23 protein-coding genes, 1 tRNA gene and 1 pseudogene are annotated in these 24,166 nt (G+C 41.5%); 18 read left to right on the top strand and 7 right to left on the bottom strand.

Annotation, left to right across the window (positions count from 1 at the left end):
- Window positions 1-26 precede the first annotated feature (26 nt).
- From CF596_RS02470 to CF596_RS02450, 5 genes are all read right to left on the bottom strand, one after another.
- On the bottom strand, window positions 27-1,088 hold the full coding sequence (locus CF596_RS02470) for a sulfate ABC transporter ATP-binding protein (protein ID WP_004971754.1): 1,062 nt from the start codon (window positions 1,086-1,088) through the stop codon (window positions 27-29).
- Window positions 1,089-1,099: 11 nt separating this feature from the next.
- Entirely contained in the window at window positions 1,100-1,993 is an 894-nt protein-coding gene (gene cysW, locus CF596_RS02465; RefSeq protein ID WP_096901108.1) for a sulfate ABC transporter permease subunit CysW, read from the bottom strand.
- Entirely contained in the window at window positions 1,990-2,823 is an 834-nt protein-coding gene (cysT, locus tag CF596_RS02460) for a sulfate ABC transporter permease subunit CysT (RefSeq protein ID WP_096901107.1), read from the bottom strand. The genes cysW and cysT overlap by 4 nt, the downstream gene beginning before the upstream one ends.
- An 87-nt stretch (window positions 2,824-2,910) precedes the next feature.
- The gene (locus CF596_RS02455; RefSeq protein WP_096901106.1) at window positions 2,911-3,516 is read right to left on the bottom strand and encodes an alpha/beta hydrolase; all 606 of its coding nucleotides are present in this window, start codon (window positions 3,514-3,516) and stop codon (window positions 2,911-2,913) included.
- Between the two features lie 319 nt (window positions 3,517-3,835).
- Window positions 3,836-4,843, bottom strand: coding sequence for a sulfate ABC transporter substrate-binding protein (locus tag CF596_RS02450; protein WP_004971740.1), 1,008 nt, complete (start codon window positions 4,841-4,843; stop codon window positions 3,836-3,838).
- Window positions 4,844-5,003: 160 nt separating this feature from the next.
- Between CF596_RS02450 and pabC the strand changes: the two genes are divergently transcribed.
- The 5 genes from pabC (at window position 5,004) to CF596_RS02425 (ending at window position 10,358) form a co-directional block, all read left to right on the top strand.
- Window positions 5,004-5,837 carry an aminodeoxychorismate lyase gene (gene pabC, locus CF596_RS02445; protein ID WP_004971738.1) on the top strand — a complete coding sequence of 278 codons (834 nt, stop codon included), beginning with the start codon at window positions 5,004-5,006 and terminating at the stop codon, window positions 5,835-5,837.
- Window positions 5,830-6,894, top strand: coding sequence for an endolytic transglycosylase MltG (gene mltG, locus CF596_RS02440; RefSeq protein WP_096901105.1), 1,065 nt, complete (start codon window positions 5,830-5,832; stop codon window positions 6,892-6,894). Before pabC ends, mltG begins: the two co-directional genes overlap by 8 nt.
- A 2-nt stretch (window positions 6,895-6,896) precedes the next feature.
- Window positions 6,897-7,505 (top strand): dTMP kinase, encoded by a 609-nt coding sequence (gene tmk, locus CF596_RS02435; protein WP_096901104.1) that lies wholly within the window; start codon window positions 6,897-6,899, stop codon window positions 7,503-7,505.
- Window positions 7,506-7,623: 118 nt separating this feature from the next.
- Window positions 7,624-8,034, top strand: coding sequence for a PaaI family thioesterase (locus CF596_RS02430; protein WP_096901103.1), 411 nt, complete (start codon window positions 7,624-7,626; stop codon window positions 8,032-8,034).
- 194 nt (window positions 8,035-8,228) lie between these two features.
- On the top strand, window positions 8,229-10,358 hold the full coding sequence (locus CF596_RS02425; protein ID WP_096901102.1) for an HAD family hydrolase: 2,130 nt from the start codon (window positions 8,229-8,231) through the stop codon (window positions 10,356-10,358).
- A 178-nt stretch (window positions 10,359-10,536) separates the two neighbouring features.
- Here the strand turns inward: CF596_RS02425 and nadB are convergent, their stop codons facing one another.
- Window positions 10,537-12,171: an L-aspartate oxidase gene (nadB, locus tag CF596_RS02420; RefSeq protein ID WP_096901101.1), complete on the bottom strand. Its 1,635-nt coding sequence runs from the start codon at window positions 12,169-12,171 to the stop codon at window positions 10,537-10,539.
- A gap of 331 nt (window positions 12,172-12,502) precedes the next feature.
- Here nadB and CF596_RS02415 point away from each other — a divergent pair, with 331 nt between their 5' ends.
- The 11 genes from CF596_RS02415 (at window position 12,503) to CF596_RS02365 (ending at window position 21,953) form a co-directional block, all read left to right on the top strand.
- Window positions 12,503-13,885, top strand: coding sequence for a Do family serine endopeptidase (locus tag CF596_RS02415; protein ID WP_096901100.1), 1,383 nt, complete (start codon window positions 12,503-12,505; stop codon window positions 13,883-13,885).
- Between the two features lie 167 nt (window positions 13,886-14,052).
- Entirely contained in the window at window positions 14,053-14,499 is a 447-nt protein-coding gene (locus tag CF596_RS02410; protein WP_096901099.1) for a thioesterase family protein, read from the top strand.
- Window positions 14,500-14,817: 318 nt separating this feature from the next.
- Window positions 14,818-16,635 (top strand): translation elongation factor 4, encoded by a 1,818-nt coding sequence (gene lepA, locus CF596_RS02405; protein WP_004971725.1) that lies wholly within the window; start codon window positions 14,818-14,820, stop codon window positions 16,633-16,635.
- 21 nt (window positions 16,636-16,656) lie between these two features.
- Window positions 16,657-17,484: a signal peptidase I gene (gene lepB, locus CF596_RS02400; RefSeq protein ID WP_004971724.1), complete on the top strand. Its 828-nt coding sequence runs from the start codon at window positions 16,657-16,659 to the stop codon at window positions 17,482-17,484.
- 24 nt (window positions 17,485-17,508) lie between these two features.
- Complete coding sequence (locus tag CF596_RS02395) at window positions 17,509-17,880, top strand: DUF4845 domain-containing protein (RefSeq protein WP_096901098.1); 372 nt, start codon at window positions 17,509-17,511, stop codon at window positions 17,878-17,880.
- Complete coding sequence (gene rnc, locus CF596_RS02390; protein ID WP_004971722.1) at window positions 17,852-18,553, top strand: ribonuclease III; 702 nt, start codon at window positions 17,852-17,854, stop codon at window positions 18,551-18,553. Before CF596_RS02395 ends, rnc begins: the two co-directional genes overlap by 29 nt.
- Before the next feature lie 2 nt (window positions 18,554-18,555).
- Window positions 18,556-19,578: a GTPase Era gene (gene era / locus CF596_RS02385; RefSeq protein ID WP_171062564.1), complete on the top strand. Its 1,023-nt coding sequence runs from the start codon at window positions 18,556-18,558 to the stop codon at window positions 19,576-19,578.
- A 22-nt stretch (window positions 19,579-19,600) separates the two neighbouring features.
- Window positions 19,601-19,801, top strand: coding sequence for an NF038104 family lipoprotein (locus CF596_RS02380; protein ID WP_019837686.1), 201 nt, complete (start codon window positions 19,601-19,603; stop codon window positions 19,799-19,801).
- Between the two features lie 8 nt (window positions 19,802-19,809).
- The gene (gene recO, locus CF596_RS02375; RefSeq protein ID WP_178865723.1) at window positions 19,810-20,523 is read left to right on the top strand and encodes a DNA repair protein RecO; all 714 of its coding nucleotides are present in this window, start codon (window positions 19,810-19,812) and stop codon (window positions 20,521-20,523) included.
- An 11-nt stretch (window positions 20,524-20,534) separates the two neighbouring features.
- On the top strand, window positions 20,535-21,260 hold the full coding sequence (pdxJ, locus tag CF596_RS02370) for a pyridoxine 5'-phosphate synthase (RefSeq protein WP_026438307.1): 726 nt from the start codon (window positions 20,535-20,537) through the stop codon (window positions 21,258-21,260).
- 39 nt (window positions 21,261-21,299) lie between these two features.
- A complete protein-coding gene (locus CF596_RS02365; protein WP_004971715.1) occupies window positions 21,300-21,953 on the top strand; it encodes a tRNA-(ms[2]io[6]A)-hydroxylase in 654 nt (217 codons plus the stop codon).
- Window positions 21,954-22,234: 281 nt separating this feature from the next.
- On the opposite strand, the gene CF596_RS02360 is transcribed toward CF596_RS02365, so the two are convergent.
- Window positions 22,235-22,310, bottom strand: a tRNA-Asn gene (locus CF596_RS02360).
- A 250-nt stretch (window positions 22,311-22,560) separates the two neighbouring features.
- Between CF596_RS02360 and CF596_RS02355 the strand changes: the two are divergent.
- Together CF596_RS02355 and CF596_RS02350 are read left to right on the top strand one after the other, a co-directional pair.
- Window positions 22,561-23,027 (top strand): annotated as a pseudogene (locus CF596_RS02355) (hypothetical protein).
- 139 nt (window positions 23,028-23,166) lie between these two features.
- Window positions 23,167-23,994, top strand: coding sequence for a DMT family transporter (locus CF596_RS02350; protein ID WP_096901096.1), 828 nt, complete (start codon window positions 23,167-23,169; stop codon window positions 23,992-23,994).
- The last annotated feature ends 172 nt before the right edge of the window (window positions 23,995-24,166 follow it).

Genomic DNA, 24,166 nt, shown 5'->3' with positions numbered 1-24,166 from the left:
GCGGGTTAGGCTCCATCTTGATGTCCTTATGCGACTTGATTTTCAAATAAATGTAAAGTGATTACACTTAACCAAACCGTTTGATTTGGGCGGAATTGGTGCAGTTTCGCTTCATCTGCGGTGAGTGCAATTTCAATCAAATTCCCTTGACGATCTTGCAATTCTGCAACTACTTTACCAGCAATCCAAACCTCACGTAAGAAGGTCGCTTGAATGGTATTTTCCTGTGGTTGGGCATGAATATGCAACTCATCTGGACGTGCAAATGCAATCACTTTGCCTTGAGGCGCATTCGGTTGATTGAGAAGTTGTACGCGATCTTCACCAATTTGCACAATCCCTTGATGATGTTGTCCTTCAAAACGGTTGGCTTGACCTAAGAAGTCAAATACAAACGGAGTTGCAGGCTGTTCATACACTTCACGCGGTGAACCAATTTGTTCGACATTACCTTTGTTCATGACAATAATTTGATCGGCAACTTCGAGTGCTTCTTCCTGATCGTGGGTCACGAAAATTGAAGTGATGTGTAATTCATCATGCAAAGTTCTTAACCAACGACGTAATTCTTTACGCACTTTGGCATCAAGCGCACCAAAAGGTTCATCCAATAACAATACGCGTGGTTCTACCGCTAAGGCACGTGCCAAAGCAATACGTTGACGTTGTCCACCCGATAATTGTGCAGGATAACGGTCTGCTAAAAAGCTTAACTGTACCAAGTCGAGTAAACGCATAACACGCTTTTTAATCTCGGCTTCTGAAGGTCGGGTTGCACGTGGACGTACCCGTAAACCAAATGCGATATTGTCAAATACGGTCATGTGGCGGAATAGGGCATAGTGTTGGAAAACGAATCCAACTTGACGTTCGCGCACATGCACATCGGTTGCATCCTGACCCTCTAATATCACTTGCCCACGATCTGCCGACTCTAATCCTGCAATAATACGCAACAAGGTGGTTTTACCACAGCCTGAAGGCCCAAGCAGCGCCACCAGTTGGCCATCTGGAAAATCGAGGGAGATGTCTTTAAGTGCATGGAATGCACCAAAATTTTTTTCAATATTTTTAACTTGAATACTCATGCGGTCATTCCTTAAGAAACAGTTGAATCTTCATTGCGTTGGTTTTGCTTTTCTTGGCGAATTTCAACCCAAGTTTTTAAAATCAGGGTCACAATCGCGAGAAGTGCCAAGAGAGAGGACACCGCAAACGCAGCACTAAAGGTATATTCGTTATAGAGAATTTCGACGTGCAGCGGTAGGGTGTTGGTTTCTCCGCGAATATGCCCCGATACCACAGATACCGCGCCAAACTCACCCATTGCGCGGGCATTACACAGAATCACGCCGTAAATTAAACCCCATTTTATATTTGGCAAAGTGACTTTCCAGAAGGTCTGCCAACCCGATGCACCTAATACAATCGCAGCTTCTTCTTCCTCTGTGCCTTGCGCTTCCATTAAAGGAATCAATTCACGCGCCACAAAAGGTACAGTAATGAAGATGGTGGCAATCACAATTGCAGGTACGGCATATAAAACTTTGATGTCGTGTTCCATCAACCAGCCGCCCATCCAACCTTGTGTACCAAAAATCAGGACTAGCATTAAACCTGCAATGACAGGAGAAACTGAAAAAGGCATATCAATTAAGGTGGTGAGGATCGACTTACCACGGAAATTGAATTTCGCCACTGACCACGCTGCGGCAATACCAAATACCACGTTTAAAGGTACGGCAATGGCTGCAGTGAGTAAGGTTAATTTCACTGCCGATAAAGTGTCAGGATGCACCAATGCTTGGGCATAGACACCAATGCCTTGTTTAAATGCTTCGACAAAAACCAAAATCAGCGGCAAAATCAGACAGCTTAAGAAGAAAATGAAGGCAATTGCAATCAGGGTATAGCGTACCCAAGTCGGTTCACGTGTTGCATCGCGTGATTGTAGTTTTTCAGCCAAAGCATTGCTGTTGGTATTTAAACTCATCGTGCAGCTCTCCCTGTGCGACGACTTGCCCATGCTTGTAATAAGTTAATTAAGAACAGCATGACAAAAGAAATCAGCAACATCACCACAGCAATTGTGGTTGCACCTGCGTAGTCATATTCTTCTAAACGAGAAATAATCATTAAGGGTGCAATTTCAGTTTTAAATGGTTGGTTACCTGCAATGAAAATCACCGAGCCATATTCACCCACGCCACGCGCAAATGCGAGGGCAAAACCTGTAATCAGTGCAGGCAATAAAATAGGGAAAATCACTTTGGTGACAATTTGAAAGCGGTTAGCCCCTAGCGCAGATGCTGCTTCTTCCAACTCGGTTTCTAAGTCACTGAGTACGGGTTGCACGGTACGCACAACAAATGGAATACCAATAAAAATCAGGGCAAGGGTAATCCCGATAGGGGTATACGCGACTTTAATGCCTAATGGTTCTAAATATTGTCCAATCCAGCCAGTCGGTGCGTATAAAGAAGTCAGGGCAATACCCGCAACTGCAGTAGGCAATGCAAAAGGTAAATCGACCAAAGAATCTATAATACGTTTGCCCGGAAAGCTGTATCGTACCAAACACCATGCCAATAATAAGCCGAAGACGACATTAATAAAGGCTGCAATGAGCGCAGCGCTAAAACTGAGTTGCAAAGATTTTTGGATACGTTCTGAACTTAAAATTTCCCATAAACCATCCCAACCGATACCCAGCGATTTAATAAATACAGCCGATAAGGGAATAAGAACAATTAAGGATAAATACGCTAGGGTAAAGCCTAGAGAAAGACCAAATCCTGGCAGCACTTTGGATCGCTGCGACATGATGACTCCTCAAAAGAGAGAATGAGTGTTTGAAAACAAACAGATAAAAGTAAAAGATAAATTCGGCACAAGCATAATTTGCGAAGATTAAATTGCAAATTTGAATAAATACTTGTTGTTATCAGAAATACTGATATGTGATTGCATATTTTCTGCAATCAAATAATCATAAATTTCAGGAAATGCCCCAAAGCCTGATGCAACATTAATATGACCCACTTGTCCTAAATTAATCGGTGTTAATTGCCATGCTTGGGCAAGTGCCTGTGCATCTGCAAAACTTAGCCACGGGTCATTTTCACTGATCAATAAGCGTGTCGGTACAGCCAATTTAAGTTGCTGAAAATAAGCCGAATAATTGCTTTGGCTGTGTTGTGCAAAACCAGATTCACCAAAACGGGCAGGGTTAGCAGGTGCAACCAAAACCACATTTTTAATTTTCGCCTGCAATTTAGGTTGCTGTGCTAAGGCTGCCACTGTGGTCAGACAACCAAAGCTGTGCGCCACAATTTGAATATCGTTCTGAATCGGGGCAACTGTTTTGACAAATTCAGCAACCCAGTTCTGTAAAATTGGGCTATTCCAGTCTGACTGTTGTACACGCGAGCAAGACATGAGTTGTCGTTGTAACCAAGATTGCCAGTGCGCATATTCACTGCCACCTACACCTGGAACAATTACGGTATGAATCATGTCGATGCTCCTTCGCATATTTCAGCCTGAAATAATGATCTGAATAACGCTTGAATATGAATTGAACCCATCATTTTCAGCTTTGGCTGTGATCACTTGGATTCAAAACTCAGTAAGATAATGCTGTAAAATTCATGTTTTAAATAATCTGCAACAAGGATAACTAGAGTTTCTATGCAAAAAAAATAATTAAAAATGAATTTTATATGAATAAAAGAGATATATGTGAATCAGGTAAAAATGCGTTTGTGAAAACACCCGCATTTTTCAATTTGGGTGTTTTCAGCTAGAGCTTTGGTATGATTTACCTTTCGGAGTATTATTTGGTTTGGTTGGCTTTGACAATCTGATCGAAAATGCCATCATTTTCAAAGTGTTGCTTCTGAACTTTGCTCCATCCACCAAACTCTTGATCAATCGTCACCAACTTCAATGGTTTAAATTGCGACTTATATTGTGCCAACACCGTAGCATTACGTGGTCGGTAATAATTCTTCGCAGCAATGTTTTGACCCGCAGGCGAATAGAGATAGTTTAAATAGGCTTTGGCTAAGTGTTGATTGCCATCTTTTTGCACATTTTTCTCTACAATCGCCACAGGCGGTTCAGCCAAAATAGATAGAGAAGGCGTGATGATCTCAAATTTACCCGGTTGTTCACGCACGGCTAAATAGGCTTCATTTTCCCAAGCTAACAAAACATCACCAATGCCACGTTCTGCAAAAGTGGTGGTTGAGCCACGTGCGCCTGAATCCAATACTTTGGTTTGTTTATAAATTTGGCGAACAAACTCTTGCGCTTTAGCATCATTGCCCGCAGGTTGATGTTTTGCCCATGCCCACGCTGCCAAATAGTTCCAGCGTGCACCGCCAGATGTTTTTGGATTTGGAGTAATGATTTCCACACCAGGTTTGACCAAATCGCCCCAATCTCGAATACCTTTTGGGTTGCCTTTACGCACTAAAAATACAATTGTGGATGTATAAGGGGTCGAGTTGTGCGGAAATTTCTTTTGCCAGTCTTTAGGTAATAGACCGCGTTTGGCAATTTCATCAATATCGGCAGCCAGTGCCAAAGTCACGACATCGGCACCTAGACCATCAATCACCGCACGTGCCTGTTTGCCCGAACCGCCATGTGATTGTTTAAAGTTAATGTTTTGCCCGGTGGCTTTTTTCCAGTACGCACCAAAATCTTTGTTAAAGTTATCGTATAATTCACGGGTTGGATCGTAGGAAACATTCAGAAAGTCTTTTGCAGAAACGCTCAAGGTTGTTGCCGAAAGTACTGCCGCCAGTAGTCCAATTTTCAGTTTTGTAAAGTTCATGTTTGACCTCAGGTATTAAATCTGTTGTTGAATGAGGCAAGCATATCGGTAGTCTATTTGCTGAAAAAATAATTTAAAATGCGGTGAATATCAGTAAATGATAAATATAAATTTCTTCATTGTTTTCTATATTTAGAGATAAATAACGAGTACTTCTTCCATGCAGTGTTATAAAAATGCCAAGCCTACCGAGCAGATTCATGTGTTAGATCGCGCGTTTCATTATGGTGATGGATGCTTTAGCACTGCACGTTTTCGCCAAAATCAAATTGAATTATTTGACCGCCATTTGGCGCGTTTGCAATATGCCAATCGCCAACTTTCTTTAAATGCCAATCTTGAGTTAATCACTGAAACGCTGACAATTTTAAAGCAGGCGCATGGCGAGTTAAATGGTACTTTGAAGATTGTTTTAAGTCGTGGTGTGGGGCAGCGTGGCTACAGCTTGCCTGATCATCCTGCCGATGTTTGGGTGTTTTTCTATCCACAAGTACAAGCGGCTTTAGATACGGCATATCATTATGACATCATTCAAAGTGGCATCTTGGCACAAGCGATTGGACTAAGCATGCCGAATTTAGTTGGGCTGAAAAGTCTAAACCGACTTGAACAGGTATTGCTCAAACAAGAAGCCGATCAAAAAGGCTGGACAGAAGCTTTGGTTACTGATGTACAGGGCAGTGTGGTTGAAGGTGTGAGTAGTAATTGTTTCATTCGTATAAACAATACATGGATTACCCCGCAACTTGGTTATAATGGCGTGCACGGTGTCATGCGGGCAGAAATTTTATCGCGCATGCAACAACAGAATTTGCATTGTGAACAGCGTGATGTTCATGTTTCGGAAATTGCGCAGATTCAAAGTCTGTTTTTCTGTAATGCCTTAACGCCCATGAAAATTGTCAGCCATTTAGGGCAGCAGGTTTTAGATGTGCAGCCGTGTGTGGAACTATTTAAGCAACTTCAACTGAATCAGATTCATTCTTATGTCTAAGCGTCCATCAAAATCTAAAAAGAAAACCAAACCTATATGGTCTAAGCGTGCTATTCAGGGTGCGCTTATTTTTGTACTCGGACTGTTTTTGGTCATTGGCATGATCTTATGGTCAAGCTTATTTAAAGATTATCCTGTTGAAGGCAAAAAACAATTATTGGCGATTAATGATGGTGATACCTATTCACGCTTTATTGATCGTTTGGCAGAACAAGATCATGTGAATTTTCCAATTGTTTTAAAGCTCTATCAACGAGTGATGATTCACGACAGCATGAAAAAAGGCGTGTATGAAGTCCGTCAGGGCATGAGTGTGCGTCAGGTTATGGAAATGATCGCCAATGCTGAAAATGCACAAATGAACCGTATTTTGGTGATCGAAGGCACGACTTTTAAACAATTGATTGATGCGTTAAAGAAAGATGAGTTGGTCACCAAAGAAGTGTCGCATTTGCCATATGATCAAATGCTAAAAGCTTTAAATATTCCTTTTACACATCCCGAAGGTTTATTTGCGCCGAATACTTATTTCTTTGCCAAAGGTGAAACTGACCGTAAAATTTTAACCGATTTGTATCAGCGTCAAATGAAATCATTGGATGATGCTTGGAATAATCGTGCAGCAGATTTGCCCTATAAAAATAAATATGAAGCTTTAATCATGGCATCTATTATTGAAAAAGAAACCAATGTTGATGCGGAATTAGAGCAAGTTTCAGGTGTGTTTGTACGTCGTTTAAAACTGGGGATGCGTTTACAGACTGACCCAACCGTGATTTATGGTATGGGAGAGCGTTATCAGGGCAATATTACCCGTCAGGATTTACGCACTCCAACGCCATACAACACCTATACCATGAGTGGTTTAACGCCAACGCCAATTGCATTGCCAAGTCAAAAAGCCATTGAAGCGGCGATGCATCCAGATCAATCTGACAACATTTATTTTGTGGCGACAGGTAACGGTGGGCATAAATTTAGCACCAATTTGCAAGATCATAACCGTGCCGTACAGGAATATTTAAACGTACTACGCACGAAAAAATCAGGGGAATAAGCATGTTTATCAGTTTTGAAGGTACTGAAGGGGTAGGCAAAACTACACTTATTCGCCGTATTCATGATTATTTTACTGCACAAGGTCAGTCGGTGGTTTTAACCCGTGAACCGGGTGGAACCTCTATGGCAGAGCAAATTCGTGCTTTGTTGCTCGCGGTCAACCATGAAGAAAAAATGTGTTCAGACACTGAGTTATTGTTGATGTATGCAGCGCGTGCCCAGCATTTAGATCAGGTGATTTTACCAGCACTTGCTGCAGGAAAAACCGTGCTATGTGACCGTTTTAGTGATGCCAGTTTTGCTTATCAATGTGCGGGACGTGGTTTGAGTGAAAGCAAGTTGCAGACTTTAAATAATAACTTTGTCACACGTATGCCTGACTTAACTTTTTGGCTCGATGCACCGATTGAACTGGGTATGACCCGTGCACGAGCGCGTGGAGAGCTTGACCGTTTTGAACAAGAGAAAGCAACTTTCTTTGAGAAAGTAAGAGGCGGCTATCAAACTTTGTGGGAGCGACATCCTGAGCGAGTGAAGCGTTTAGATGCAACACAAAACCCTGATCAAGTATTTGCACAGGCGATGCACTATTTGCAAGCTAAGGCATAACAAACAAAGGTATAACAAGCCAATGGGTCATGGTTATGCATTTGATTGAATGGAAAAATCTTCTATAGTGGAAATGCTTTAGAAGATTTTTTTATTTAAATAATAGCGAATAGTAAATATGACCAAAGACGAAATTATTGAATTTTTAAAAGTTGAGTTTCCGCAAAGTTTGGAAAAATGTGAAATTGTGTCCATCACGCCACGTGGGGCATTGGTGAATTATCACATCGATGAACGTGATTTACGCCCAGGTGGTACGGTATCAGGGCCGACTATGATGACTGTTGCAGACTATGCACTTTATATCGCCATTTTAGGGGAGTTGGGTTTGGTGGCTTTGGCGGTGACCAGTAATTTAAACATCAACTTTTTACGCAAGCCCGCAGCAGGGCGTAATTTACGTGGTGAATGTCGCTTAATGAAAGTAGGGAAAAACCTCGTGGTCGGTGAGGTTTGGGTATATTCCGAAGGTGTAGATGATGCCGTGGCGCATGTCACAGGGACGTATTCGATTCCACAGATTGGCTGAGAATAAAGTCAGCTTTATCTTAATTTTAGTTACTTATATTTACCATGTGGTTACATATGTACACATGCTACATGAAAATCAGGGTTTGATTGGTTAAAAAATAATCACAAATATTTCATTTTATGTTTTTCATATAGATCAAATCTGCTTTTGTCTAAGCTAGCAACCCGTAAGTGATAAAACAAGGGAGCTAAATGCTTAAATTTAAGAACAATATTGTTCATGGAGCAATCTTTGATATGGATGGAACAATGTTTGATACTGAACGATTACGGTTTCAAACATTGAAGCAGGCATCTCAGGAGCTCATTGGCGTTGAATTTTCAGACGTATACCTCATGCAATGTTTGGGTTTGAGTGCAAAGAGCGCTGAACAACTGGCGCAAGCAGAATATGGTGCAGACATTCCTTACCGTGAGATCCGTCAGCGTGCTGATGAACTAGAACTAGAAAGTGTGCGCAATTTTGGTGTGCCCATTAAAAAAGGTTTGTTGCAGGTATTAGAGCGGTTACGAAAGTCTGGCTTGAGAATGGCGGTTGCTACGTCTAGTCGTCGTGCTATTGCCGAAGAATATTTGATTAATGCCAATGTCTATAAGTTTTTTGATGTATTAGTTTGTGGCGATGAGGTGCAACAGGGCAAGCCACATCCTGAAATTTTTATAACAGCCGCACAAAAAATTAATCTAGAACCCAGCGAATGTTTCATGCTGGAAGATTCTGAAAATGGAATCAAATCTGCACATGCAGCGGGTGGCATAACCATACTATTTCGGGATATAAAAAAACCTAATGCTAATATGTTGTCACTCACGCAGCATTATTACGCAAGTATGCAAGCTTATTTAGATGACTTAAATCAAGTTATTCCTGTATTGGAAATGCCGAGTTTACAAGAGGCCTTCCCGCAAACTTTAAATCAGTTGAGTGTGGGGATTCATGGTTTTGGTGCAATAGGTGGGGGCTATTTGGCCCAAATTTTATCGCACTGGGATGGCTATACCCGTCCTAAACGTATTTATGCTTCTACACGGAATACCTTATATCGTTCTGCAGTAAACGCCTTTGGAACGTATTCAATTCGTTATGGACAATGTTCTTATGATGAACGAATTGAAAATATGCACATCATTGATGCGGAGAACTTGCAGCAGATGCAGCAAATGTATGTGGAGTCGAGCCTAATTGCATTATGTTTGCCTGAACATGCTTTACAGCAAGAGGCTAAAGTAATTGCGCAGGGCTTATATGCCCGTTTTATAGCGCAATTTGAACTCCAACAGCCTTTAACTATTTTGGTAATTTTAAATAAAGTTGGGGCAAAACAGCTCTTGATGACGCATATTTATCAGGCGTTAGAGGCGTTGTTGGATCCCGATACGGCAGCCAAAATTATGGCGCAGCATTATTTTTGCGATACTGTCGTAAATAGAATGGTCTCTAAATTAAGCGATCAAAACTTATATCGCCAATTACGCATCAAGTATAATATTTTTAAGCAATTTCAGTTGGATGACGAAGCAGAGCCAATTGAAATTGAAGACAATACTCGATTGCAGCCTGAGCAAGAGCGTCAAGCCACCTTATATGTAGAAGATTTAAGACGCAATTTTCAGCCCAGTCACATTTTGCAAAGTATGGATTTAATTTTATTTCATGCTGAAAGTGACATGCCTATTTATGTGGAAAATGCCAGTCCATTATTGCAACACATGCGTCAAATGATTTTGGTAGATGATATTGCCGAAATCCAACTCATTAAAAATCGTTTATGGAATGGTGTACATGCCATGATGGCTTGGTTATCCAGTTTAATAGGGCATAACAGTATTGGTGTCGCAATGGCAGACCCATTGGTTGCAGATTTTACCCGCGCTGTTTCGGCACAAGTAGCGTTGGGATTAGCTGCACAGTTGCCGCATCGTCAGCAAAACTTAAAGCATCTGGCACAGAGCTTTCTAGACTCATGTGAACATGCCTATAAAGACCCGTGTCAGCGTGTGGCACGTGACCCTTTGCGTAAACTCTCAGCCAATGAACGGGTGATGGGTGCTTTGATTTATCATCTGCAGCATGATTTAGCTGCAAATTATGTGCAGAAAGGAGTGGTGTTGGGCTATCTGTATGCAATTAAAATGCAGCAGTTGGGGGCTCAAGCAGCATTACAGCATTTGTCAAAACAATTGCAAAATGCGCCTATAGACGAACAGACACGGCAGCAATTGCAGTACATAATTAGCCACCAATTACAGCAACTATTGGCTGGTCAAGTTCGCTTAGAAGCATTTATTCAAGATGGTACTCAAGTTGCAGCCGTAATCTAAAACTCAACTTGATGAATTCTTGGGGGGAGGTTTAGTAAGTTAACGTCATCATATTCAAAATGATAAAATACCGAATCGTGTTATGGAACACGATTCGGTGCTTTCTTGCATTAGAATTCAAATGCACTTTATTCACAGATACTTTTATGCAAATGCTGTTGTGTAACAAGCAATCAGATCACTCATTCACCAATGGGGTTTCCACTTGGAAATTTGGTGGAATAAGCACAGTCTTACGCAATTCAGGTGCGAGTTCAGGATAATCTAGCGTGAAGTGTAAACCACGCGATTCTTTGCGTTGCATGGCACAGCGCACAATCATTTCCGAAACTAAAACCAAATTACGCAGTTCAATTAAGTTTTTACTGACTTGATAGTCCTGATAATACTCGGTGATTTCACGTTTCAGCATTTCAATGCGGTGCAAGGCACGCTCTAAACGCTTGGTGGTGCGTACAATGCCGACATAGTTCCACATGGTTGCGCGTAGCTCATCCCAGTTTTGTAAAATCACCACATCTTCGTCAGGGTTAGTGACTTGAGAATCATCCCAAGCAGGGACGTCAGGCGAGCTATAATCTGCGGTGTAATGAGCTTCAATATGTTTGGCGGCCGCCATTCCATAGACAAAACATTCTAAAAGAGAGTTACTTGCCATACGGTTAGCGCCATGCAAACCTGTATAAGAAGTTTCACCAATCGCATATAAACCTGCAATATCGGTTTGGCTATGTTCATCCACCATCACACCACCACAAGTGTAGTGGGCAGCAGGTACAACAGGAATCATATCGGTAGTGATATCAATGCCCAATTCCAGTAAACGTGCATACAGCGTTGGGAAGTGTTCTTTCACAAATTCTGCAGGTTTATGGGTGATGTCTAACCACACATGACGAATACCTAAGCGTTTGATTTCATAGTCAATCGCACGTGCTACAATGTCACGTGGCGCCAATTCTGCACGCTCATCAAAACGCAGCATAAAACGCTCACCATCGGGTAAACGCAAATATGCACCTTCACCACGCATGGCTTCAGTAATTAAAAACGAACGTGCTTGGGGATGATACAAACAGGTCGGGTGGAATTGATTAAACTCCATATTTGCCACACGGCAACCTGCACGGTATGCCATGGCCATACCATCACCTGTGGCAATGTCTGGGTTAGATGTATATAGATAGGCTTTCATTGCACCACCGCAGGCAAGTGCGGTAAACGGAGCAAGGAAGCTATGCACTTTTTGTGTTTTTTCATCTAGTGCATATAAGCCTAAAGTGCGATTGCTTTCATTTAAACCTAATTTTTGCGAGGTAATTAGGTCAATCGCAATAAAATTTTCAAAAATGGTGATGTTTTGCTGTTCTTGGACACGTTGTACTAAAGTGGTCGAAATTGCGCGTCCTGTTGCATCGGCTGCATGAATAATACGTCGCTGTGAGTGACCGCCTTCACGGGTTAAGTGCAACTGTTCTTGTTCATCTAAAGTAAATTGAACACCTTGTCTCAGCAGAAAATCTACCGAAGGTTTGCCGCCTTCTACGGTTTGTTTGACGGCATCCATTTCACATAAATGCGCACCTGCAATCATAGTGTCATCTATGTGTTGTTCAATTGAATCTGTTTCATCAAGCACTGCCGCGACACCGCCTTGCGCATAGAAGGTGCTGGCTTCAGTGAGGGTAGATTTCGCCAAAACGGCAATATTGAAATGCTGGGGTAATGAGAGCGCTAAACTCAAACCTGCACCACCACTTCCCACAATAATCACATCAAATTGATGTGTTGTGTTTAAATTAGGCATGTCCATCAGCTAATTTGAAAAAAGTTGGATAATGACACCCCTTTTTACAGAAAAAGGCAAGTGCGAAGTGGATTTGAATAATGAAAAAAAAGAATAAACTGGCAACTTTTATGGAATATCCCACTGTTATTGTGATTCGATTCCACGCTTTTCATTTATAGCACTTTGGCGCATCATTTTTGATGGGTCAAATATAAGATGCTATCTCAGCTATCCTCCACAGTGCCTGCCAAACCGTAATTGAAAAAGATTCAACATTTTATTACGCAAAAGCCTATTATTTTGTGCTAAATAAGGTGAGTTCAAAGTCATAATTATTATTGAGTGAATGCTATTTATGAAAAATCGCAACTTAAAAAAAGGTTTATATGCGGCTGTTTTTACTATGGCAACTGTGCAGACTCAAGCAGCACCACCAGTAGACTTTTCTAATTTGGTTGAGCTGGTTAGTCCTGCGGTGGTGAGTGTCAATGTTGTCAAAAAAATGAGTCAGGAAGAACTCTTACAACAACAGGTTCCAGAAATTTTACGCCGTTTTTTTGGCAATCAAGTGATTATTCCTCAACAGCAAATTCCACAAGAAAAAACAGGTTACGGCAGTGCCTTTTTTATCAGTAAAGATGGATACCTTTTAACCAATCACCACGTTGTTGAAGATGCTTCTAAAGTTACCATTGTACTGAATGACCGCCGTGAACTTGATGCAACTGTCGTGGGTAGTGATGAACGTACCGATGTCGCGTTATTAAAAGTGCAGGGCAGCAGTTATCCAGAACTGCGTACAGGCAATGTCGATCAATTACGTGTAGGTGAGCCTGTACTTGCGATTGGTTCACCATTTGGCTTTGACTATTCTGCATCGGCAGGAATCGTGAGTGCCAAAATGCGTAATATGATGGGTGAAACTTCAGTGCCATTTATTCAGACCGATGTGGCGCTTAACCCAGGTAACTCAGGCGGGCCACTATTTAACCAGCGCGGTGAAGTGGTCGGCGTGAACTCCCGTATTTTTAGTGGTACGGGTGGTTATATGGGCTTGTCATTCTCCATTCCTATTGATGTTGCCATGGATGTTGCCGATCAGTTAAAGCGTAACGGTAAAGTGACTCGTTCTTATTTAGGGGTGAGTTTGCAAGATATTGACCGCAATTTGGCAGAATCTTATAAACTCAGTAAGCCTGAAGGTTCATTAATTACTCAAGTTGCACCAAACTCACCTGCGGCACGTGCAGGTTTGCGCGCGGGCGATGTGATTCTTAAATACAACGGCACACCTATTTCCAGAACGTCTGAATTGTTGAACTATTTAAACCGTTCAGTGCCAAATCAAAGTATTCAGCTTGAAGTATTACGCGATGATAAACGCCGTAATATTACCGCTACGGTGAGCACAGCACCTGACGACACGCCTGCCAAAAACAACCCTGACACAGCAGCCAAAGGCCCTGTTTTAGGGGTGTCGATTCGTGATTTAAGCGTTGCAGAACAACGCCAATTAGATATTAAAGGCGGTGTGCTGATTCAGGAAGTGCGTCGTGGTGGTTCGGCAGCTCAGGCACGTATTATGCCAGGTGATGTGATTGTGCAACTGAATAACACCACCATCCAAAATGCCAACCAATTTGTTGAAACAGTATCTACCTTGAAACAAGGTACAATTGCGCGTGTGGTGATTATCCGTCAAGGGCAACGTGCGATTATTGGCATGCGTATTCAATAAGTTGATGTGGCATAAAATCGTAAATCTATCTAAAATTTAGAATCTTGCTAAACTTTAAATAGCCACTTATTTTAAGGAAGTCGCTCTTGAATTAGGGCGACTTTTTTATGTAACTCGGTATTTTTGTTAGACTAGACCGACATCGCCGTTTTAGTTAAAAGGATGACATGAGCAGCATATTTGATTTAAAAATCACCGTACAGCCAGAACATATTGATATTTTAGGGCATGTCAATAATGTGGTGTATGTGCAGTGGATGCAGGATGTAGCATCGGCACATATCGAAACATTAGGTTTAGGGGTGCTGGAATACTTAAAACTAAAACATGCGATGGTGGCGGTGGAACATCATGTGCAATATCGTAAAGTGGCACTCGAAGGTGAGGAGCTGATTTTGCGTACATGGTTAAGTGATTTGAATGCGTTGTATTCATTCCGCCAATATGCGTTTTATCGCCCTCAAGATAAAAGTCTGCTGTTTATGGGCAATACACAATGGGCTTGTGTGGAAATTGCTACAGGTCGTCCAAAACGCATGTCACCGACATTTACGCAAGCCTATCAACCCCTTGCTGCTGATGTGAATCCGTTGGATTTTAGTGAGTATGATTAATTAAGAGGAATTGAAGCACCAAGTGTAGCGTCATTGAAAGTTGCCGCATGTTATTGCTCTAGATGTTGTCAAAGAGGGTGTTTGCCCATTTCAAACAGCATGATGTGGCTTTCAATTTTCACTTTAATCACGACATACATCTCTGCATAAAAAGCCTGAAACTCTCGAATAAAAAGAAAAACGCGTGAGGCTGCAAAAGGAAGTCATTATTATGGATACATTGAAAAATCCATCTGCTATAATCCTTCGCAATTTCTATTCGGCTTTTGCTCTGCATGAATTTTGAGGTGCAGAGCGTGTTATTTTTCAAGGTAACCCATGGCGCAAGCTAAAAAAACTGTTGATATTAAAAACATCCGTAACTTTTCGATCATTGCCCATATTGACCATGGTAAATCGACTCTAGCAGATCGTTTCATTCAAACCTGTGGTGGTTTACAAGATCGTGAGATGCAAGCTCAGGTGTTGGATTCTATGGAGCTTGAGCGTGAGCGTGGGATTACCATTAAAGCCACCTCAGTGACTTTATACTACAACCATCCAAATGGTCAGGAATACCAGTTAAACTTCATTGACACCCCAGGACACGTTGACTTTTCCTATGAAGTATCACGTTCTTTGGCAGCTTGTGAAGGTGCGCTATTGGTAGTCGATGCGGCACAAGGGGTAGAAGCGCAATCAGTTGCAAACTGCTATACCGCAATTGAGCAAGGCTTAGAAGTTTTACCTGTACTGAATAAAATTGATTTACCGCAGGCAGAACCTGAGCGCGTGATTCATGAAATTGAAGAAATTATTGGTATCGAAGCGCAAGATGCACCCACCTGTTCGGCTAAAACAGGTTTAGGCATCGACAATGTATTAGAAACCTTGGTGAATGTCATTCCTGCACCACAAGGTGACCGCGATGCGCCATTGCAAGCCTTAATTATTGACTCATGGTTTGATAACTATTTGGGCGTTGTGTCGTTGGTACGTATCAAGCAAGGTCGTGTGCGTAAAGGCGATAAAATGTTGATGAAATCGACAGGTCAAACGCACATCATTACCTCAGTTGGTATTTTTAATCCAAAACATACCGAAACAGGTATTTTAGAAGCAGGTGAAGTTGGCTTTGTTATTGCGGGTATTAAAGATATTTTCGGTGCGCCAGTCGGCGATACCATCACACTTGCAACGACACCAGAAGTAGAAACCTTACCAGGCTTTAAAAAAGTTAAGCCGCAGGTTTATGCGGGTTTATTCCCAATTGATGCCAGCGACTTTGAACCGTTCCGTGAAGCATTGCACAAACTACAAATTAACGACTCAGCATTGTTCTTTGAACCTGAAAGTTCAGATGCTTTGGGCTTTGGTTTTCGTTGTGGTTTCTTGGGCATGTTGCACATGGAAATCGTACAAGAGCGTTTAGAGCGTGAGTACGATTTAGACCTAATTTCATCAGCTCCAACGGTTATTTATGAAGCTGTGATGAAAAATGGCGAAACGGTTTATATCGACAGTCCATCTAAAATGCCTGATGGTTCAACTGTAGAAGATTTGCGTGAACCGATTGCGGAATGTCATATTTTAGTGCCGCAAGAATACTTGGGTAACGTCATGACCCTATGTATTGAGCGTCGTGGTGTGCAAAAAGACATGAAATTCTTGGGTAACCAAGTGTCTATTACTTTTGAAATTCCAATGGCAGAAGTCGTGATGGATTTCTTTGATAAATTGAAGTCATGTTCACGTGGTTTTGCATCGTTAGATTATAACTTTGTGCGTTTTGAAAGTTCATCTTTGGTTAAAGTAGATGTACTGATTAACGGTGAAAAAGTTGATGCCTTAGCGATGATTTGTCACCGTCAGGATGCACGTCACCGTGGTATTGCCTTGGTTGAAAAAATGAAAGACTTGATTCCGCGTCAAATGTTTGATGTGGCTATTCAGGCTGCCATTGGTGCACAAATTATTGCGCGCTCAACCGTGAAAGCGATGCGTAAAAACGTACTTGCGAAGTGTTATGGCGGTGACGTTTCTCGTAAGAAGAAACTGCTTGCCAAGCAAAAAGAAGGTAAGAAACGTATGAAGCAAGTGGGAAGTGTTGAAATCCCGCAAGAAGCTTTCTTGGCCGTACTTAAAGTCGAACGCTAAAATTATAAGGATAACAAGCCCATGGATTTTGATTTTAATTTGATTCTCGTTCCTGCCACATTATTTTTTATTGCGGTGTGGCTGCTCGATAAATTTGTATTTAAACAAAGAGCGACGAAAGGGCGAGGCAATGAAAACTTCATTATCACATGGGCTTATGATTTTTGGCCTGTTTTGGCAGTGGTGATGGTACTGCGTTCATTCCTGTATGAACCATTTAATATTCCGTCAGATTCTATGGTGCCAACCTTAGAAACGGGCGATTTTATTTTGGTGAACAAGTTTGAATATGGCGTGCGTTTGCCAATTATTAACAGCAAAATTATAGATGTGGGTTCGCCTGAGCGTGGCGAAGTTGCGGTGTTCCGTTATCCACCACAACCAAGCATTAGTTATATTAAGCGTATTGTCGGTTTACCAGGCGATCATATTGTTTATGATCATGGTCAGCTGAGCATTAATGGCGAGAAAGTAACGAAAACCCCAATCCAGTTTAGCCGTGAAAAAGACAGTCTAGATACACCTACTTCAATTTACCATCAGGAAACTTTAGGGGCGCATACATTTACCATGCGCGAGCTTGAAGGTGTAAACGTGGCGCGTCAGGCACCATTCCTGAACTATGTAGACAATGGTAAATATTCAGCAGAAAATGGTTTATATTGGGAAGTCAAAGTACCTGAAGGTCATTACTTCGCGATGGGGGATAACCGCGATCAAAGTGCTGACAGTCGTTTTTGGGGCTTTGTACCAGAGGAAAACCTAACAGGCCGTGCATTCTATGTCTGGATGCATAAAGAACCTGGGTTTAATTTGCCGTCATTTAGTCGTAACGGCAAAATTGATTAATAAAGCAGATTAGGAAAATAAAAAATGCGTCATCAACAAGGGGCATCCTATATTGCAATTTTAATTGCAATTATTGGTTTTGCATTTATGGCAAAAGTAGCAGTTGCAGTTTGGGCACCATATTTCGATGATCGAATGTTGGACAATCAAATTGAAGAACAATTGTTAAATGGGCCAAAAAATCTATCACCACAACAGTTTATTGGTGAAATGGACAAGCGTTTAAGCATGAACAACATTCGCGATATTAAATTTGCAGATGTGGCTCAAGTGACTAACGTCGATGGTTTAGAAGTGAAAAAAGAATATGAAATAAGAAAACCTTTCTTATTGAATGTTGATATTGTAATGAAGTTCGAGAAAAGTTTTGATCAAAGCTCAGTCCAAGCTAAATGAGACCCGTCTAGCCAGCCGAATCGGTTATCAGTTTAAGCAACCTGAATTGCTTAAATTGGCTTTGACTCACCGCTCGGTGAGTCATAAACACAATTACGAACGTCTGGAATTTCTAGGCGATTCGTTGTTGGGAATGATTGTTGCCAATTATTTATATGTGGCTTATCCACATGAAAATGAAGGGCGTTTAACGCGCATGCGGGCAACACTGGTGCGTCAGGAAGCCTTAGGTAAAATTGCCAATGATTTAAAGCTCAGCCAAAATTTAATTCTCAGTACAGGTGAATTGAAATCTGGTGGTCATCATCGTGAGTCTATACTGGCAGATACCGTAGAAGCGATTATTGGCGCCATTTATGTCGATAGCGGTGATTTGAATTTGCTGCAAACGATTGTGCTAAAATGGTATAGCCCTTATTTAGATCATATTGAGCCAACCGATCAACTCAAAGACCCTAAATCACGCTTACAAGAGTATTTACAAGCACGTAAAAAACCTCTCCCGGTTTACGAGGTTGTAGATATTCAGGGCGATGCACCGAATCAGCATTTCATTGTGGAATGCCGAGTCGATAGTTTGCCTGTAATGAAGGGTGAAGGTTCAAGCCGTCGCTTTGCCGAGCAGGCAGTTGCGGCAGATATTTTAAAATTCTTGGAGCAAAAGTCTGAATGACCATCCATTCCGATCACGTAGATGCTGATCACGAGTCGAATAACGACGCCAATGACCTAATTAACCAATTCTTTAGCGGTCAGGGAACTGAAATTCCATCTGATTTCCGCAGTGGTTTTGTTGCGATTGTTGGTCGCCCGAATGTGGGTAAATCAACCCTCATGAACCATTTGTTAGGTCAAAAACTATCCATTACTTCACGTAAGCCACAAACCACACGTCACAAAATTGTGGGAATTGATTCACGTGAAAAATCTCAGGCTGTGTTTGTAGACACACCAGGGATGCATAAAAAAGAAGTCCGTGCCATCAACAAAATGATGAACCGTGCTGCATCGTCTGCTTTGCGCGATGTGAATTTGGTTTTGTTTGTGGTGGATGCACAAAAATGGACGCAAAATGATGAGTTAGTCCTAGAAAAGCTGAAAAATGCAGAAATGCCAGTGATTCTGGTGATTAACAAACTCGACACTTTTGAGAATAAAAATCAGGCTTTGCCGATTATTCAAGAACGTGCCAAGTTAATGAACTTTGCCGAAATTGTACCTGTATCGGCATTGCGCGGCGCGAACCTAGATCATTTGCGTGACACGATTGAACGCTATTTGCCATTCCAGCCACCGTTGTATTCGCTAGATCAAATCACAGACCGTTCAGAACGTTTCTTGGCATCTGAAATTATCCGTGAAAAGATCATGCGCCAATTGGGCGAAGAACTGCCTTACGATTTAACCGTGCAAATCGAATCATTTAAAACTGAAGATGCGGTTTTAAATGAAAAAACGGGTCGTATGAAAGCACCATGTACCTATATTGATGCCACTATTTTTGTAGATCGCTCTGGTCAAAAAGCCATTGTGATTGGTGAAAAAGGCGCGAAGCTGAAAAAAATTGGTATGGATGCACGGGTCGACATGGAAAAAATGTTCGAGCAAAAAATCATGCTGACGCTTTGGGTGAAAGTCAAAGGTGGTTGGTCTGATGATGAACGTGCATTAAAAAGCTTAGGATATAGCGATATCTAAGTTTGACGAAAAGGGAACTGTGATGATGAAAGTGTTGGCCATTGTGGCATGTATGTTTGTCTTGCAAGGTTGTATTCACAAAGTTGTGACAGTTCCCGTAAAAGTTGCCTACAAAACTACAAAGGGTGTGGTGAAAGGCACTGCTGCTGTAGTTGGTGCTGTCATTCCAGATGGTGATGACGAAGAAAAATCCAAACAAGAATCCTCTAAAGAACAGGATTAATTGACGCTATCATGCGTAATGAAATCTTGCATGGTTATTTAATCCATCATCGAAAATACCGCGAACGTAGCCATATTGTGCACTTGTTTACCCGCGAACATGGGCGGGTTGATGGTATTTTAAGACAAATGCCACCGCCACAATATCAACCGATTCGCATACAAGCTTCGGGAAAATCAGACCTTAAAAATTTCACCAAGCTGGAAATTGTCAATCAACCGGTTTTCTTCTTTGGTGATGCATTTTTTTCAGGCTTTTATTTAAATGAAATCGTGCTGCGCTTATGTTCTGCCGAAGTGGAAATGCCAGAAACTTTTGTGCAATATCACCAGACTTTGGCGCATTTACAACACTTATCTAGTCAGGAAAATCCCAATCTATTCTTAAGACAAATTTTACGTCAGTTTGAACATGCATTATTGGAAGAATTAGGCTATGCGATTGATTTTTCAGTCGATGCGAACCAAGAGCCAATTCAGCCCAATCTACATTATCATTTTCAACTGAATGATGGTTTTATCCCTACCGCACAAGCATCACGGGCTAACTTAGTCGGTACACAGATCCTCAGTATGTGCGACTATGAAAAAGGTAGGGATTTTAACCCAGAGCAGTTACAATTACTGTCTCGGCTGTATCGACAAATGATTAGTTCACTGTTGGGTGATCGACCTTTAAAAAGTCGCCAATTGTGGATTCAGAATTCTCAAACCCAAGCGTAATGTAGGAACCTATTATGGCTTTACTCGGTGTCAATATTGACCATGTGGCAACTTTAAGACAAGCGCGTGGCACGAACTATCCAGACCCTGTGAAGGCCGCATTAGTTTGTGAACAGGCGGGTGCAGAGGGGATTACTTTGCATTTGCGTGAAGATCGTCGTCATATTCAGGATGATGATGTGCGTCGTATGCGTCCGTTGTTGAAAACCCGCATGAATTTGGAAATGGCAGTCACCGAAGAAATGATCGAGTTTGCCAAGGAAATTCGTCCACAGCATGTATGTTTGGTACCTGAGCGCCGTGAAGAAGTAACCACTGAAGGTGGTTTGGATGTAGTAGGTAATTTTGCAGCAGTTAAGGCCGCTACTCAGGAATTAACAGCAATTGGCTGTGATGTGTCACTGTTTATTGATGCAGATCTTGCACAAATTGATGCGGCCGTTGCATGTGGTGCACCGACCATTGAAATTCATACAGGCGCGTATGCCAATGCAGAAAATGAAGCTGCACAGCAAGCCGAATTGACCCGTATTGTTCAGGGCGTAGAATATGCAGCTAGCCGTGGCTTAGTGATTAATGCAGGGCATGGCTTGAACTTGGACAATGTAGGTGCAATTGCCGCTATTCAACACATCCATGAGTTAAATATTGGTCATGCTTTAATTGGTGATGCTGTATTTGTCGGCTTGGAACAGGCTGTTAAACGCATGAAAGCTGCGATTGATGCAGCGCGTTAATCTGCATATTTAAAATTGAAAGATAAAATTTGAAACGTTATGTCCAGCATAAATTATGATGAATTGATGCAGCCTGTGATAGCATTTTTAGGCTGCGAAACACCCAAAGAATGGTTGAACGAAGCATTAAATAATTTAGATATTTTGATGCAAGATCATGCTAACTGTGAGAAAAAAGCAGCAGGCACAGCCATGAATCTGATGTTTCGTTACAGCTTTTTTACCGATTTGCAGGTCAAACTGGCACAGTTGGTACGCGAAGAAATGCTGCATTATGAGCAGGTGCTAGAGTTCATGGCAAAGCGTGGGCAAATGTGGCAGGGTTTAAGTGCAGGGCGTTATGCAGGCGGTTTACGTAAAGAAATCCGTACCTATGAACCTGAAGCACTAATTGATGTTTTGGTGATAGGTGCCTTTGTAGAAGCACGTTCATGCGAGCGGTTTTATGCGCTTGCGCCATTGGTAGATGAAGAATTAGGTAAGTATTACCGTTATTTACTGAAATCAGAATCACGGCATTATGAAGATTATTTGGCACTGGCTTTGGATGTAGCAAAAACAGCAAAACTGAAAAACCCTGAAGAAGATATTCAGGGGCGAATTCAGCATATACGTGAAGTGGAAAAGAATCTTATTTTAAGTCCAGATGATCTGTTCCGTTTTCATAGTGGTGTGCCTGTGCAAGCCGCTTAAAACTTGTAGATGATCTAAGATAGAAAACGGAACTTCGGTTCCGTTTTTTTATCAATCAAGTTATTGCTTAGGTATTTTGATTGTGGATTGTTGCCTAAGTCACTTAGAAATGATCAAGGCTAAGATTAGGAATTACATTAAGCTGAATTGCCCAAAACAGTTACATTCATCTTTTTGAATGATTAAGGCATGAATCGCTGCTTGGTTATTTACAGACCACATCATCCATAAATTTTAGGCAATAAAAAACCCAAGTCGTTATGCTTGGGCTTTTTAGAATTTGGCTCTCCCACCTGGGCTCGAACCAGGGACCTGCGGATTAACAGTCCGTCGCTCTACCGACTGAGCTATGGGAGAATCTGAATGCGATTATAAGCAGATTTAAGCAAGGGTCAAGCATAAATTGTCATGTTTCTTTCATTTTGACTTTATATGCTTTTTATTTGAACAAAAAACAAAATTTTATTAAAAAATCACCCACAAGACTTGCGTTACACAAAATCGGTTGTTAGTCTGAGTGACAGAACAAAGCGTTTAAGTAGCATCTTAAACAGTGTGGATTTAACCCAACTTGCCAGCACTAAAATGGCTAAATCGGAGTAAGCGAATGAATACGCTCAGCATTTCTGACATTTTTTCTCAATTTTCTTATTATCAAGAACATTATCTTTCTATCTTTCTATCTTGTCTACGCCTGAACAATACTACACTGCTGTAGAAGGCGCGTTTATTCATGTCTGGCCTTTGGCACCTCAAGATTTGTATTTGGGCGATTTATTGCAGTTGTGGTTTAGTGAAAAATGGCTCATTCAATCATCCTGCCAATTGCTTTCAGACCATCCAGACAACGGCACCAAAAAACCATTACAGCGTGATCATGATTTATATTTGTACCAACTGGCGGGTAGTGCGCTTTCGGGGAGCAACCGTTCACGCGTGTGGTCTGTGTCTGAACAAAAACAATTGCGTGTAGAATTAGACTCTGCTTTTCGCTATTTATGTGAATATAAAGCGACAACTCAACCTGTAGTGTCTAAATCAGAGTTGATCGCAGCATTGAAAAACAGTATCTAATCTAAATAGTATTTAATCTAAGATGATTTATCATTTCAGCCAAATAGATTTGTATTGAATTGAGCGAAATGACTTGCACTAAAATAGTGTTCTAAACTGCGATAAAGATTTGCGAACAGCTTGAAAAGGATATTCAGCCGTGTGGATTAAAATATGCATTGCCATGCTCGCATTTGCTGCAAATTCCTTGCTGTGTCGTTTGGCATTGGCTGAACAGCAAATTGACCCTATTAGTTTTAGTTTGCTCAGGGTTGGCAGTGGAGCAGTGTGCTTAGGACTGTTCTATGCTGTTTTGCAGGTTCAACAACCAATTCAATTCCAATGGAAATCTGCACTCAGCCTTGCTGTATATCTGCTCGGTTTTTCGTTAGCATATTTGCATATAGACGCAGGCATAGGCGCATTGATTCTATTTGGCGCAGTGCAAATCACCATGATCAGTTATGCGATTTTGCATGGTGAGCGCATGACTTTGCCGCGCTGGGTCGGGTTAGGTTGTGCTATATTGGGGATGGGTTTGTTGCTATTGCCTGAAGCCAGTACGCCAACGTTCAAATATGCATTGATGATGTTACTGGCAGGTATTGCATGGGGTTTTTACAGTATTGCTGCAAAGACGATGCAGCATGCTTTAACCAATACTCTATCTAATTTCATTCTGGCGACACCACTTGTTGCTGTATTTTTTCTTTGGCATTTACCTGAAAGTTTTATCACTTGGCAGGGTGTGGTTTTGGCAGTGTTGTCGGGTGCATTGGCTTCGGCTGGCGCGTATGTGTTGTGGTACAGCATTGTGAAAAAAATTGATCACATTACCGCAAGTACTGTGCAACTTTCTGTACCGTGTTTGGCGATTTTAGGCGGTGTGATTTTTTTAGGTGAACAACTCACCCTGTTGATGGTCGTGGCAACCTTGATCGTGTTGTGTGGTATTTTGATGGTGATTTTAACCAAACCTCGTGTATAAAACCGTTTAGATTGCTGTTGTTTTGATTTTTTTGTATTGGAATTTTTATATCAATCAAGAAATGATCTTGAGGCTTTTTAAAAGCGTTATTTGTGATCTCTCTCCTCAGAAATGAGGAAAAATGATGAGTGAAAAAACGTAATTAAAACAAAAACCCACGGTTCAATCGTGG

It is taken from the genome of Acinetobacter sp. YT-02 (genome assembly GCF_002412355.1).
Lineage (GTDB): Bacteria > Pseudomonadota > Gammaproteobacteria > Pseudomonadales > Moraxellaceae > Acinetobacter > Acinetobacter towneri.
This window is presented reverse-complemented; position numbering and strand designations above follow the sequence as displayed.